Annotated in this window: 11 protein-coding genes; 10 read left to right on the forward strand and 1 reads right to left on the reverse strand. The window is 69.1% G+C overall.

The genetic code is table 11. The features are described from left to right. The first annotated feature begins 65 nt into the window (after positions 1-65). From ACHZD8_RS06635 to ACHZD8_RS06645, 3 genes are read left to right on the forward strand one after another with little or no spacing between them, the layout of a single operon-like run. Positions 66-1,040: an AAA family ATPase gene (locus tag ACHZD8_RS06635; RefSeq protein ID WP_394769379.1), complete on the forward strand. Its 975-nt coding sequence runs from the start codon at positions 66-68 to the stop codon at positions 1,038-1,040. Between the two features lie 7 nt (positions 1,041-1,047). Further along, the gene (locus ACHZD8_RS06640) at positions 1,048-2,337 is read left to right on the forward strand and encodes a DUF58 domain-containing protein (protein WP_394769380.1); all 1,290 of its coding nucleotides are present in this window, start codon (positions 1,048-1,050) and stop codon (positions 2,335-2,337) included. Next, a complete protein-coding gene (locus ACHZD8_RS06645) occupies positions 2,324-4,582 on the forward strand; it encodes a DUF3488 and DUF4129 domain-containing transglutaminase family protein (RefSeq protein ID WP_394769381.1) in 2,259 nt (752 codons plus the stop codon). The genes ACHZD8_RS06640 and ACHZD8_RS06645 overlap by 14 nt, the downstream gene beginning before the upstream one ends. A gap of 453 nt (positions 4,583-5,035) precedes the next feature. Here ACHZD8_RS06645 and ACHZD8_RS06650 read toward each other — a convergent pair whose 3' ends face one another. Beyond that, positions 5,036-6,388 (reverse strand): PLP-dependent aminotransferase family protein, encoded by a 1,353-nt coding sequence (locus ACHZD8_RS06650; RefSeq protein WP_394769382.1) that lies wholly within the window; start codon positions 6,386-6,388, stop codon positions 5,036-5,038. 132 nt (positions 6,389-6,520) lie between these two features. Between ACHZD8_RS06650 and ACHZD8_RS06655 the strand changes: the two genes are divergently transcribed. From ACHZD8_RS06655 to ACHZD8_RS06685, 7 genes are all read left to right on the forward strand, one after another. After that, positions 6,521-7,369 carry a nitrilase-related carbon-nitrogen hydrolase gene (locus ACHZD8_RS06655; RefSeq protein ID WP_394769383.1) on the forward strand — a complete coding sequence of 283 codons (849 nt, stop codon included), beginning with the start codon at positions 6,521-6,523 and terminating at the stop codon, positions 7,367-7,369. 19 nt (positions 7,370-7,388) lie between these two features. Further along, on the forward strand, positions 7,389-8,822 hold the full coding sequence (gene hydA, locus ACHZD8_RS06660) for a dihydropyrimidinase (protein WP_394769384.1): 1,434 nt from the start codon (positions 7,389-7,391) through the stop codon (positions 8,820-8,822). Between the two features lie 131 nt (positions 8,823-8,953). Beyond that, entirely contained in the window at positions 8,954-9,970 is a 1,017-nt protein-coding gene (locus ACHZD8_RS06665) for a TIGR03842 family LLM class F420-dependent oxidoreductase (RefSeq protein WP_394769385.1), read from the forward strand. Between the two features lie 13 nt (positions 9,971-9,983). After that, positions 9,984-10,868 (forward strand): ABC transporter permease, encoded by an 885-nt coding sequence (locus tag ACHZD8_RS06670; protein ID WP_394769386.1) that lies wholly within the window; start codon positions 9,984-9,986, stop codon positions 10,866-10,868. Next, on the forward strand, positions 10,865-11,704 hold the full coding sequence (locus ACHZD8_RS06675; protein ID WP_394769387.1) for an ABC transporter ATP-binding protein: 840 nt from the start codon (positions 10,865-10,867) through the stop codon (positions 11,702-11,704). Before ACHZD8_RS06670 ends, ACHZD8_RS06675 begins: the two co-directional genes overlap by 4 nt. Beyond that, positions 11,701-12,459: an ABC transporter permease gene (locus tag ACHZD8_RS06680; protein WP_394769388.1), complete on the forward strand. Its 759-nt coding sequence runs from the start codon at positions 11,701-11,703 to the stop codon at positions 12,457-12,459. The genes ACHZD8_RS06675 and ACHZD8_RS06680 overlap by 4 nt, the downstream gene beginning before the upstream one ends. An 85-nt stretch (positions 12,460-12,544) precedes the next feature. Continuing rightward, on the forward strand, positions 12,545-13,696 hold the full coding sequence (locus ACHZD8_RS06685) for an ABC transporter substrate-binding protein (RefSeq protein WP_394769390.1): 1,152 nt from the start codon (positions 12,545-12,547) through the stop codon (positions 13,694-13,696). The last annotated feature ends 9 nt before the right edge of the window (positions 13,697-13,705 follow it).

Consider the following 13,705-nt stretch of genomic DNA (forward strand, 5'->3'; position numbering starts at 1 on the left):
CAGACTCACGAGAGGTACTCCAATACGCTTTGCGAAGGTCAACGGTGAACAACACGAGCGACGCCATGGCACTCGACGATTTCTATCGAAACTGCGCCGAGATCATCCGTCGAGTCGAGACCGTGATCGACGGCAAGCGCGAGGCCGTTCAGATGGCCCTCACCGCGCTTCTTGCCGAGGGGCACGTGCTGATCGAGGATGTTCCGGGCGTCGGCAAGACCATGCTGGCCCGGGCGCTTGCCAAGTCCGTCGACTGCACGGTCAACCGCATCCAGTTCACCCCCGACCTGCTCCCCTCCGACATCACCGGAGTGTCCATCTACAACCAGGTGGAGCGCGAGTTCGAGTTCAAGCCTGGGCCGATCTTCGCGAACATCGTGATCGGCGACGAGATCAACCGGGCGAGCCCGAAGACCCAGTCGGCGCTGCTGGAGAGCATGGAGGAGGGCCAGGTCACCGTCGACGGCACGACCTCGATCCTCGCCTCGCCCTTCACCGTCATCGCGACCCAGAACCCGGTCGAGATGGAGGGGACCTACCCGCTGCCCGAGGCGCAGCGCGACCGCTTCATGATGCGCATCTCGATGGGTTACCCGGACGAGGCCGCCGAACTGGCGATGCTGCGCCGGAGGGAGTCGTCCAGCCCCCTCGAGGACCTCGAGCCGGTGGTGAGCACGGTGCAGCTGATCGCCATGATCGAGACCGTGCGTGGGGTGTTCGTGTCGTGGGCGGTCGAGCAGTACGCGGTGAGCATCGCGCAGGCGACGCGACGCGACGATGATCTGCGGCTCGGCGCGAGTCCGCGGGCGACACTCCAGCTCGTGCGCGCCGCGAAGGCTCGCGCGGCCCTCGACGGCCGCGAGTTCGTGCTTCCCGACGACATCGACGCCCTCGCCATCCCGGTGCTCAGCCACCGTCTCATCCCCACCAACCGGGTCTCCGGCCGGGGCAATCCGTTCGACCCTGGCGCGGTCTCGGAGATCATCGCCCGCATCGTGGGGGCGACTCCCGTGCCGCTCGGTGCAGTGGGGCCGGCCTGAGCTCGCCATGTCCAGCCGCTGGCGCCGACGGCGCTCCACGCGCATCGCGCGACTGACCAGACGCGGGGTCGTGCTGCTCGTCATCGGCGCCGCCTCCCTGCCGCTCGCCTACTGGCTGGGGCGGCGGGAACTGCTCTACCTCGGCAGCTTCCTCGTGTTGCTGCCCCTCGTCGCCCTCGCCTTCGTGCGCTGGCGGAGGGTGCGGATGTCGGTGCGCCGAACCTTCGCGCCGCGGGTCGTGAGCGCCGGGCATCCCACTGTCGTGCACCTGGACATCGAGAACCAGGCCACCACCCCGACCATGGAGGTGGCCTGGCGGGACACCTGGCCGTGGCGGCCGTTCTCCACCCAGCCCGGCCGGCTCGGCGCTCTCAGGCCGCGCGGGCCACGGTTTGCCGGACGAGGCAACTCGGCCCGCATGAAATACGAGCTCGTGCCACCGATCCGCGGAGCCTTCCCCGTGGGGCCGATGCTCGTCGACTTCGCGGACCCCTTCGGCCTCGCGACGGGGGAGGCCGTCGCCGGCGTGGCGCAGACGCTGATCGTGACCCCGGATGTGGTGGCCCTGCCGGACAACGTCGTCTCGATCGCCGCGGACGAGGGGCCGACCCGCACGCTGCAGCGCCGGGCGCTCGGCGGCGAAGACGACCTCATGACGCGGGAGTACCGGCGCGGTGACGCCCTCCGGCGGGTGCACTGGCGCGCATCCGCCCACCACGGCGAGCTCATGGTGCGCCAGGAGGAGCAGCGCAGCCACGCGGAGGCGCGCATCGTGCTGGAGACCCGCCGTCTTCGTTACCGCGACGCCGAATCGGTGCGCGAGGTCGACCAGCCGCAGAGCGAATCTTTCGAGCGGGCGGTCTCCCTGATCGCCTCGGTCGGACTGCACCTGCTGCGCAGCGGGTTCGTCGTGCGCGTGATCGAGACCGGGCAGCCGCAACTCGCCCCGCTCGATCGCCCGAACGAGTTTCTCGAGAGCCTCGCCGTCGTCCGGCTCGTCGATGACGCGACCTCGGACCTCACCCTCCTGAGCGGAGTCGACCGGCCGGACCGCTCCCAGGGTTCCATCTTCGCGGTGCTCTCGGAGGCCGACCAGCAGCTCGTCGACCGCCTCGTCACCCAGCGCCACTCCTTCGATCTCGCCGTCGCCTTCCTCGTCTCGCCCCGCCAACTGGCGCTGGCCGGGGTGCTGCGGGCGGGCGGCTGGATCTGCATCCCGGTGGCCGTCGGCGAACCGATCGAGTCCGTCTGGCGCGCGGTCGGCGCGGCCCAGGAGGCGAGCCGTGCACGCGGTTAGCACGGCGAGCAGGCTCCGCCCCGCCGCGACCGCCCCCTCCGGCTTCGGCCGGGATCGTTCGGTGAGGGTCACCGGCGCGCTCCTTCTCGCGCTGATCGCCACCATCACCGGACTGCACGTGATCCTCGAGGGTGCGCTCTGGTGGATCCAGCTCGTGCTGCTCACCGCGCTCGTGCTCGGGGCGGCGGCCGGCACGCGCTACCTCACCCGCCACCGCTGGCTGCCGCCACTCGTGTCGCTGCTCGTGCTCGGGGGCACGCTGACGCTGTTCTTCGCCGCCGGCACCGCCTTTCTCGGAGTGGTGCCGACCGGCGACTCGTTCGAACGGTTCCGCGAACTGACCGATGCCGCCGCGGTGTCGATCAACCGGCAGTCCCTGCCCGCCGTGGCCAACATCCCGATCACCTTCCTGCTCTGCACCGGAGTGGGGGCGATCGTCTGGATCGCCGACCTGATCGCGCTCACCCTGCGTTCTCCGGCGCTCGCCGGCATCCCGCTCGCCGTGCTCCTCGCGGTGCCGAGCGTCGTGTCGATCGATTCCACCGACCCCTTCGTGTTCGTGGCGGCCGCCCTCGCGTACCTGCTTCTGCTGCGCAGCGCCGTGCCGCTCAGGCTCACCCGAGCCACCGTGTCACTGGCGGCAGCGATCATTGTCGGCACGATGGTGCTGCCGCTCGTGCTCCCCGCGGTCACCCCCGCGGAGGAGGTCGGATCGGGGTTCAGCACGGGCGTGAACCCGGTGCTCTCCCTGGGCGACGACCTGCGCCAGGACATCGAGCACACCGTGCTGGACTACAGCACGAAGTCGGGCGACGGGCACTACCTGAGGCTCGTGAGCCTGGAGAAGTTCGCCGGATCGAGTTGGAGCCCGGACAATTTCTCGGTGAACCGGGGCAACACCATCGACAAGTTGGGGGACGCCCCTGGACTCTCGCCAGACGTGAGCCGGTCGAACGAGACGAGTTACGTCTCGATCAAGTCCCTCACCAGTCCCTGGCTCCCCCTGCCGTACCCCACCACCACGATCACGGGGCTCGTCGGCGACTGGTTCTGGGATCCCGCGGGGCTCGTGGTGCGCAGCCCCAACCAGACCGCGGAGGGCGAGTCCTATCGGGCGGTGAGCCTCACGATCTCACCGACTCCTGCCCAGCTCGAGGCCGCCGGCTCCACCGTGCCGAACGGTCTCGCACCGTACCTGGACCTCCCGGCCGACATTCCGGCGGTGATCGGCGCGACCGCCCAGACGGTGGCGGGCGGCGCGCCCAGCAACTATGAGAAGGCGCTGCTGCTGCAGGACTTCTTCCGCATCGGCGACTTCGAATACTCCGAGACCGCCCCCGTGAGGGCCGGATACGACGGCACGGGAATGAAGGTCGTGGCCGCGTTTCTCAAGGCGAAGTCGGGCTACTGCATCCACTTCGCCTCGGCCATGGCGGTGATGGCGCGCAGCCTGGGCATCCCGTCGCGGATCGCGGTCGGCTTCCTTCCCGGAGCGCGCACCGGTTTCGACAGTGCCGGCCGCACCCTCTTCGAGGTGACCTCCCACGATCTCCACGCCTGGCCGGAGCTGTACTTCGAGGGCATCGGCTGGACCCGTTTCGAGCCGACTCCCGGGCGGGGCGACATCCCGAGCTACGCCGACCAGAGCCTGGCCGATGTGCCGATCCCGGTCAATTCGACCCCCGCCTCGAACGCGCCGTCCGCCGCCCCGCGGCCGTCGTCGTCGGCCTCCGTCAACCCGCTGGATCCCTCCGGCACCAACCGGGCGAACGGCGGCGGGATCGCCGGCCTCACCTCGTGGCTCTGGACGGCGTTCGCGCTGATGCTGGTCGCGGTGGTGCTCTCGATTCCCGGCCCGGTTCGTGGCCTGCAGCGCCGCCGCCGGGTGCGGTCGCTGCGGGCGGGAACGGCCCCGGCCGTCGTCGCGTGGCGTGAGGTGCTGCAGTCGGCGGACGACCTCGGCTACGCGATTCCGCGCACGGCGACCCCGCACGAAGCGGAGCGGATGCTCGCCACCGATGCGCCGGGGGCCCACCCTGCTCTCGGTCGCCTGCGGGCCGCCGTCGAGCGGGAGAGCTACGCGGCACCGACCGGCGGCGGGGCGTACCCGGGGGCGTCCGGCGACGTGCTGACGGTGGTCGGCGGCCTCCGCTCAACTGCCGGCCGCTGGCGGAGGCTGCGGGCGGCGATCGCCCCGCGGTCCCTCTGGACCCGGCTGGCGACGCGGCTCAAACCCGAGGAATAGACGCGGGGCTCGTGCGCTCGATTCCCGCGCTGGCCCAGGTGTACTGCCCAGGCAGGTCGATTGGGTGTGCCTCTCTGCCCCGCGCTGGTGCTGCGGTGACTCCAAACACCGTTACGGACGTTCGCGTGTGGCCGTGGTCCGCCCTCTGGCGGTGCCCCCCGAGTCGGTCGGGCGGTGTTCTGCGGACGGGCTCCGGAGTCTTGTGTTCCGACCCCGCAGACTCTGGTTGTGCAGGACAGTTTGTGCAGGACACGGCAGGGGTGTGGCGACCCGAACGGTCCCGGTCTGCAGGACGCGCGCGTCGTTTCTGCACCCCTCGTGCTCGCTATCGGCCCGAGGGCCGTCCTGCACAACCCGTCCTGCACAACTGGAGTCTGCGGGGCGGGCACCCGTCGACGGCGCCGTCCTGCACAACGCGTGCCAGGGTAAGGGAGTGCCGCATGGGCAGTTCACCTAGGGCCACGCCGCGGCCGCGAGGCTGGACGCGACGGAGTCGAAGTCGTCGCGAACCAGGCCCGCCGTCACGCGCACGAAGTGTCCTCCCGGTCCGGCGAGGCCGCCCTGCCCCGCCTGTCCGGCCTGGAACGGGGTGCCGGCCGCCACGCGGATTCCGGCCGCTGCGAGCCGCACGACCGCCGTGCGCTCGTCCGCCACGGGCAGCCAGGTGTTGATGCCGTCGGCCGGGGCGACCGTGAGGCCCGCCCGGCCGAGGGCCTCCGAGAGCTTGCGCTGGCGCGCGCGGTAGACGCGGCGGGCGTCGTTCACCTCCGAGACCGAGGTGGAGTCGGTGAGCAGGTCGTGCAGCATCGTCTGCAGCATCCGCGAGGTCCAGCCCGGCCCGAGGATGCGACGCGCCACGAGCTGCTCGATGATCTCGGTGTTGCCGCCGACGGCCGCAATCCGCAGGTCGGGGCCGTGGGACTTGGAGAAGCTGCGGATGTGGATGACCTGGTCTGGCAGCCACGCCCCGAGGCTCACATCACGCGTCGCGGCGATCTCGCCGGAGTGGTCGTCCTCGATGATGATGGCGTCGCTCGCGTGGCGACTGCGCCTCACGACGCGGGCGAGTTCCTCGGCCCGCGCCTTCGTCAGCGACCGGCCGGTGGGGTTCTGGGCCCGCGGCTGCAGGATGATCACGGTCGGCCGCAGGGTGAGGGCCTCCTCGAGCAGGTCGGGGCGCATCCCGTCGGCGTCGAGCCCCACCGGAACCCGCACCGCGCCGAAGTGGTCGAGCAGGTCGAAGATGGGTGGGAACCCCGGGTCCTCCACCACCACCCGGTCGCCGAAGCGAACCGTGATCTCCATCGCGCGGGAGAGCGCGTCGAGGGCGCCGTCGACCACGGTCACCGCCTCGACCTCGTACGACCAGGTCGACCGAAGGACGGCCTCGAGCTCGGGGATCACCGGCTGGTCGAGGTAGCTCGCGGTGCCGGCCCGCATCGACACGCGGGAGAGCGCCGGGCCGAGCGCCGGGAGGAGCAGGGGATCGGGGGTGCCGGTGGAGAGGTCGAGCCTCGTGGCCTCGAGCTGGCCGGCGAGGCCCTGGAACCGCGGGGGGAGCCACTTGCGCGGGGTGGCCATCACGAAGCTCCCGCTTCGGCCGCGCGAGATGATGAGGCCCACGCTCGAGAGCGCCTGCCAGGCGTGGCTCACCGTCGCCGGGCTCACCCCGAGGTCGGCGGCGAGCTCGCGCACGGTCGGCAGGCGGTCGCCGGGGGCGAGGTCGCCGGAGGTGATCAGGCGGGCGACCGCCGCGGCGATGCCGTGCGGCGACGCCTCCTCGACGGCCCGCGCGATGGCCGTCACGACGCGTCCTTGCGCTCAGCCATTGATCTGATTCCGATTCGCCTCTATGTTTACGCCAACGTCACACAATGAAACATATGGGAAATGTTTACGGCGCACAATAACAAAACGAAGATGGCAATGGAGGCCCCGATGACTGTCGTACGTGCAGCGCTCACCCAAACCACATGGACCGGCGACAAGGAATCCATGATCGCCAAGCACGAACAGTTCGCCCGGGATGCGGCCGCGCAGGGCGCGCAGATCATCTGCTTTCAGGAGCTCTTCTACGGGCCATACTTCGGCATCATCGAGGACACCAAGTACTACGACTTCGCCGAGTCGATCCCCGGCCCGACCGTGGAGCGCTTCCAGGCCCTCGCCAAGGAGCTGAAGCTCGTGATCGTGCTGCCGATCTACGAGGAGGACATGCCGGGCGTGTACTACAACACGGCGGTCGTGATCGACGCCGACGGCACGATGCTCGGCAAGTACCGCAAGCACCACATCCCGAATCTCCCGCAGTTCTGGGAGAAGTTCTACTTCCGCCCGGGCAACCTCGGCTACCCGGTCTTCGACACCGCGGTCGGCAAGGTCGGCGTGTACATCTGCTACGACCGGCACTTCCCGGAGGGATGGCGCGAGCTGGGGCTCGGCGGCGCGCAGATCGTCTTCAATCCCTCGGCCACCAAGCCCGGCCTCTCCAACCGCCTGTGGGAGCTCGAGCAGCCAGCCGCGGCGGCCGCGAACCAGTACTTCATCGGTGCCAACAACCGGATCGGCACCGAGACCGAGGAGTTCGGCGACGCCGCCGTCACCTTCTACGGCAGCTCGTACTTCGTCGATCCGCGGGGAAACTTCGTGGGGGATGTCGCGAGCACCGACAAGACCGAGATCGTGATCCGCGACCTCGACCTGGACGTGCTGCGCGAGGTGCGCAACGCCTGGCAGTTCTACCGGGATCGCCGGCCGGAGTCGTACACCGCGACGGTGGCGCCGTAGAGCGGCCGGGAGAATCGCGATGAAGACCCTGATCAAGAACGGCACGGTCGTCAACTCGACCGGCACCGCCACGGCCGACGTGCTCATCGACGGGGAGACGATCGCCGCAGTGCTCGCCCCCGGGTCGAGCCTGCTCGGCTTCGACGTCGAGTCGAACGTCGACACCGTGATCGACGCCCGCGGCAAGTACGTGATCCCCGGCGGGATCGACGCGCACACCCACATGGAGATGCCGTTCGGCGGCACGAACGCGAGCGACACCTTCGAGACGGGAACCCGCGCCGCCGCGTGGGGAGGCACGACATCCATCGTCGACTTCGTCGTGCAGTACGCGGGCGAGAACATCCTCGACCAGTACCACCTCTGGCATGAGAAGGCCGCGGGCAACTGCGCGATCGACTACGGCTTCCACCAGATCCTCAGCGACGTGCAGGACTCGTCGCTCGTGGCGATGGACGAGTTGCTCGCCGAGGGCGTCTCGAGCTTCAAGCTGTTCATGGCCTACAAGGGCGTCTTCCTCTCGGATGACGGCCAGATCACCAAGGCTATGCAGAAGGCGGCGAGCAACGGCTCGATGATCATGATGCACGCCGAGAACGGCAGCGTGATCGACCTGCTGGTGCAGCAGGCGGTGGCCGCCGGCAACACCTCGCCGCTCTACCACGGCCTCACCCGCCCGTGGCAGGCGGAGGAGGAGGCCACCCACCGCGCCATCATGCTCGCCAACCTCACCGGCGCGCCCCTCTACGTGGTGCACGTGAGCGCCAGGCAGGCTGTCGACCAGATCGCCGCCGCGCGCGACAACGGCCAGAACGTGTTCGGCGAGACCTGCCCCCAGTACCTGTACCTCTCGCTCGAGGAGCAGCTCGGCGCGCAGAGCGAGGAGTGGGGAAGCTTCGAGGGGGCCAAGTGGGTGTGCTCCACCCCGCTGCGGTCACGCAAGGAGGGCCACCAGCACCACATGTGGCAGGCGCTGCGCACCAACGACATCCAGATGGTCTCCACCGACCACTGCCCGTTCTGCATGAAGGGCCAGAAGGACATGGGGCTCGGGGACTTCTCGAAGATCCCGAACGGCATCGGTTCGGTCGAGCACCGCATGGACCTGCTCTACCAGGGTGTTGTGGACAAGAAGATCTCGCTCGAGCGCTGGGTGGAGGTGACCTCCACGACCCCCGCCCGCATGTTCGGCATGTACGGCAAGAAGGGCGTGATCCAGCCGGGCGCTGACGGCGACGTCGTGATCTACGACCCGAACGGGCACACCTCGATCGGGCTGAACAAGACCCACCACATGAACATGGACTACTCGGCCTGGGAGGGCTTCGAGATCGACGGTCACGTCGACACCGTGATCTCCCGCGGCAAGGTGATCGTCGACGACAACCGCTACGTCGGAGCAAAGGGCGACGGAAAGTACTTCAAGCGCGGCCTCTCGCAATACCTGATCTGACCCACCACCACCTCAGGACACGACCACGACGACTACCACCACTCGACGGGCGAATTCGGACACCCCGGGCCGGCACGCCGGCCCGGAATGGCCGCAATGGCCCGGATAGGCACGGGAACAGAAAGAGTCACATGGAATTCGGAGCAGTACTCCAGACCAACCCGCCGGCGTCCCGCACGGTGCACCTCGCCAAGCTCGCGGAGCAGCACGGATTCGAGTACGTGTGGACGTTCGACTCGCACCTGCTCTGGCAGGAGCCGTACGTGATCTACAGCCAGATTCTGGCCGAGACGCACCGGATCAAGGTCGGCCCCATGGTGACCAACCCGGCGACGCGCGACTGGACGGTCACGGCGTCCCTCTATGCGACGCTCAACGAGATGTACGGCAACCGCACCATCTGCGGCATCGGGCGCGGCGACTCGGCGGTGCGGGTGACGAACGGGGCGCCCACGACGCTCAAGGCCCTGCGCGAGGCGATCCACGTGATCCGCGAACTGGCGAACTCGAGGTCCGTCGAGTACAACGGCGCGCAGCTGCAGTTTCCCTGGAGCCACGGCTCAGAGCTCGAGGTGTGGGTGGCCGCGTACGGTCCGCTCGCCCTCAAGCTCACCGGGGAGGTGGGGGACGGATTCATCCTGCAGCTCGCCGACCTCGACATCGCCGAGTGGATGATCAAGACCGTTCGCGACGCGGCCGAGAAGGCGGGCCGCGACCCGGCCGCCGTCAAGTTCTGCGTCGCGGCGCCGATGTACATCGGCGACCACTGGACGCACATGCGCGACCAGTGCCGCTGGTTCGGCGGCATGGTGGGCAACCACGTGGCGGACATCGTGGCGAAGTACGGCGAGTCCTCGTCGGTGCCCGCGGCGCTCACCGACTACATCAAGGAGCGCGAGGGCTACGACTACAACCAGCACGGGCGCAGCGGCAACACCCACGCCGCCTTCGTGCCGGACGACATCGTCGACAGGTTCTGCCTTCTCGGCAGCGCGAGCGATCACATCGCCAAGCTCGGCGCGCTCAAGGAGCTCGGCGTGGACCAGTTCGCCGGGTACCTGCAGCACGACAACAAGGAAGAGACGCTGCGGGTGTACGGCGAGACCGTCATGCCGGCCATGCGCGACCAGATCGTGGCCAAGGCATGACCGGAGGGGCCGCATGAGGCGTACGGCGGGCAGGCGAACTCGGGCGGTCGCGCTCGGAACGGCGGGCGTGCTGCTGCTCGCGCTGGCCTGGGAGCTCTACAAGAACTTCGGGCCGCTCGCCGGCTGGGGTGTCGGGGGAGTGCTGCTGTTGCCGCGCACCGACGACATCTCGATGCCGCACCTCGGCGCCATGCTCGCGCGGGCCGCCCAGCCGCTCACCTCCGCCGCTGACTCGCAGCCGGTCTGGCTGATCGTGCTGCTCGGCTGCGTGTCGAGCCTCGGCACCGCCTTCCTCGGGCTGCTGATCGGGGCGGTGGTGGGCATCGGCCTCGCCCTCGTCATGCTCCGCTTCCGGGTCGCGGAGGCGGCGGTGCTGCCGTGGCTCGTGCTCAGCCAGACCGTGCCGCTGATCGCCCTCGCCCCGCTCGTGGTCACCTGGGGCGGCCAGCTGCAGTTCGGCAGTTTCAGCTGGCAACGCTGGATGTCGGTGGCCGTGATCGCGAGCTACCTCGCCTTCTTCCCGGTGGCGATCGGTGCCCTGCGCGGGTTCCAATCGCCCGAGGTCGCGCACACCGAGCTCATGCACAGCTACGCGGCCGGCTGGTGGAAGACCCTGTTCTACCTGAGGCTCCCGGCGAGCGTGCCCTACCTGTTGCCGGCCCTGAGGCTCGGCGCCGCGAGCGCCATCATCGGAACCGTCGTCGCCGAGGTGTCGACGGGCACCGAGGGAGGCATCGGCCGGCTCATCATCGAGTTCGCGCAGTCCGGCTCGAGCGATCCGGCCAAGGCGTACTCGCCGATCGCCGGCGCGGTGCTCATGGGCCTCGCGGCCGCCGGGATCGTCTCCATCATGGGCCTCGCGCTCAGCCGCTACCGAAGGAACGAGGTGCAGTCATGACCGACTCCAGCCAGCTCGCCGTGGAGATCGCCGGCGTCACGAAGACCTTCGCGGGAACGGGGTCGAAGCGGTCCAGGAGCCAGGGCGACGGCACCGTCGTCGCCCTCGACGACGTGAGCCTCACCGTCTCGCCCGGCGAGTTCGTCTCCCTCATCGGCCCATCCGGGTGTGGCAAGTCCACCCTGCTCCGCCTCATCGGGGACCTGGACGAGCCGACGGCCGGCACGGTGTCCGTGTTCGGCAAGACCGCCCGCCAGGCGCGCATCGACCAGGACTACGGCATCGCGTTCCAGAGCGCCGGCCTCCTGCCGTGGCGGTCGGTGGCCGCGAACATCGAGCTGCCGCTCGCGCTGCACCGCTTCGGGGCCCGCGAGCGCCGGGACCGGGTGGCGGAGCTGCTCTCCCTCGTCGGGCTGTCCGACTTCGGCGACAAGTATCCCGAGCAGCTCTCCGGCGGGATGCAGCAGCGCGTGGCCATCGCGAGGTCCCTCGCCGAGAAGCCGCGACTGCTGCTCATGGACGAGCCGTTCGGCGCGCTCGACGAGATGACGAGGGAGCGGATGCAGTCCGAGCTCGTGCGCATCTGCGCCGAGACCGGGGCGGCCGTGGTCTTCGTGACCCACTCGATTCCCGAGGCGGTGTTCCTGAGCGACCGGGTCGTCGTGATGAGCCCGCGCCCCGGCCGCATCCGCGAGATCGTGCCCGTGTCCCTCGGCGACGACCGCGGCGAGATGCTGCGCGAAGACTCGCGGTTCTTCGCCGGGGTCACGGCCGTGCGCGAGGCACTGCACGGCGCGCCGGCGGCGTCCGCGGCGCGCGGGGTGGAGTCCCGATGAACTCCGTGCTGGTGCGCCGGGTGCTGCCGCCCGTGCTGCTCGGCGTGCTCGCGCTGATCGCGTGGCAGCTCGTGGTGCAGCTCGCGGGCATTCAGCCCTACCTGCTCCCATCGCCGCTCGCCATCTGGACGCAGGTGCAGCTCATCGGACCGCTCTTCGTGCCCGCCACGGTGGCGACCGGGACCAACGCCCTCGTGGGGCTGGTGATCGGCGCGGTCGTCGCCATCCTGTTCGCCCTCCTCGCCTCCCGCCTTCCCGTGGTCGACGAGCTCATCGCCCCCCTCGTGGCGGCCGTCGCCGTCGTGCCAATCGTGGCCCTCGCGCCCATCCTCGGCAGCATGTTCGGGGCCACGAGCGAGACCCCGCGGCGGGTGATCGTGGCGATCGTCGTGTTCGTGCCGGTGTTCATCAACACCGTGCGCGGGCTGCGCCAGGTGAAGCCGGTGCACCGCGACCTGATGCGGGCCTACGCGGCATCCAATTGGCAGATCTCCCGCACCGTGACCATCCCCGGGGCCCTGCCCTACGTGTTCACGGGCCTCAACATCGCGTCGTCGCTCGCGGTGATCTCGGCGATCGTGGCCGAGTACTTCGGCGGACTGCAGAATGGCCTCGGCTCGCGCATCACGTCCGCGGCGGCCAACAGCGCGTATCCGCGGGCCTGGGCGTACGTGTTCGCGGCGATCCTGCTCGGGGTCGTGTTCTACGGCGTCACCCTGATCCTCGAGAGGCTGGCCTCGCGACGGCGAACCTGATCTCCCCCCGCGTCACCCTGCCGACGGTGCCAGGGGGCACCAGAAAGAACGCACCTTCCCTTCCATCACACCAAGGAGAGATCGAATGAAACACAGCAGACGAGTCGTGCTCGGCGCTGCGGCGATGGCGGCCACAGCCGCCCTGTTGCTCAGCGCATGCTCCACCTCAACCCCCTCCGGTTCGGCCAGCGCGTCATCCGGGGCGCTCACGCCGGTGAAGCTGCAGTTGCAGTGGTTCGCCCAGGCGCAGTTCGCCGGGTACTACGCGGCTCTCAAACAGGGCTACTTCAAGGATGAGGGACTCGACGTCACCATCCTCGAGGGCGGAACTGACATCGTGCCGCAGACCGTCCTCGCCAACAACCAGGCCGACTTCGCGATCGCCTGGGTGCCGAAGGCGCTCGCGTCCCGCGAGCAGGGCGCCGGCATCACCGATGTGGGCCAGATCTACCAGCGCTCGGGGACCCTCCAGGTGTCGATGAAGAAGGCCGACATCACCAGCGCCGCCGACCTCAAGGGCAAGAAGGTGGGCAACTGGGGCTTCGGCAACGAGTTCGAGCTGTTCGCCGGCATGACCAAGGCGAAGCTCGACCCGGCCAAGGACGTGACCCTCGTGCAGCAGAACTTCGACGAGAGCGCCCTGCTCTCCGGCGACATCGACGCCGCGCAGGCCATGGTGTACAACGAGTACGCGCAGATCCTGGAGACGAAAAACCCGGCGACGGGCGAGCTCTACAAGGCCAGCGACCTCAACGTGATCGACTGGAACAAGGAGGGGACGGCGATGCTTCAGGACGCGATCTGGGCCAACACCGCCAAACTCTCCAGCGACAAGGCCTACCAGGCCACGACGGTCAAGTTCCTCAAGGCCGTGATCAAGGGCTGGATCTACGCCAGGGACAACCCGCAGAAGGCCGCGGACATCGTGGTCTCCTACGGCACGAAGCTCGGCACGAGCCACCAGCTCTGGCAGACCAACGAGGTCAACAAGCTGATCTGGCCGTCCCCGGACGGAATCGGCGTCATCAACACCGCCGACTGGAAGCGCACGGTCGGGGTCGCCATGGATGCCAAGAACCTCGAGGGCTCGACCGTGATCACCAAGGCGCCGGACTCCGACGCCTACACCAACACCTACATCAAGAAGGCGCTCGGCGAGCTCAAGTCCGAGAACCTCGACACCACGGGCGCGAGCTTCAAGCCCATCGATGTCACTCTCGCCGAGGGTGGCAAGTAACTTCTCACT

This window comes from Lacisediminihabitans sp. (assembly GCF_043726815.1).
Taxonomy (GTDB): domain Bacteria; phylum Actinomycetota; class Actinomycetes; order Actinomycetales; family Microbacteriaceae; genus Lacisediminihabitans.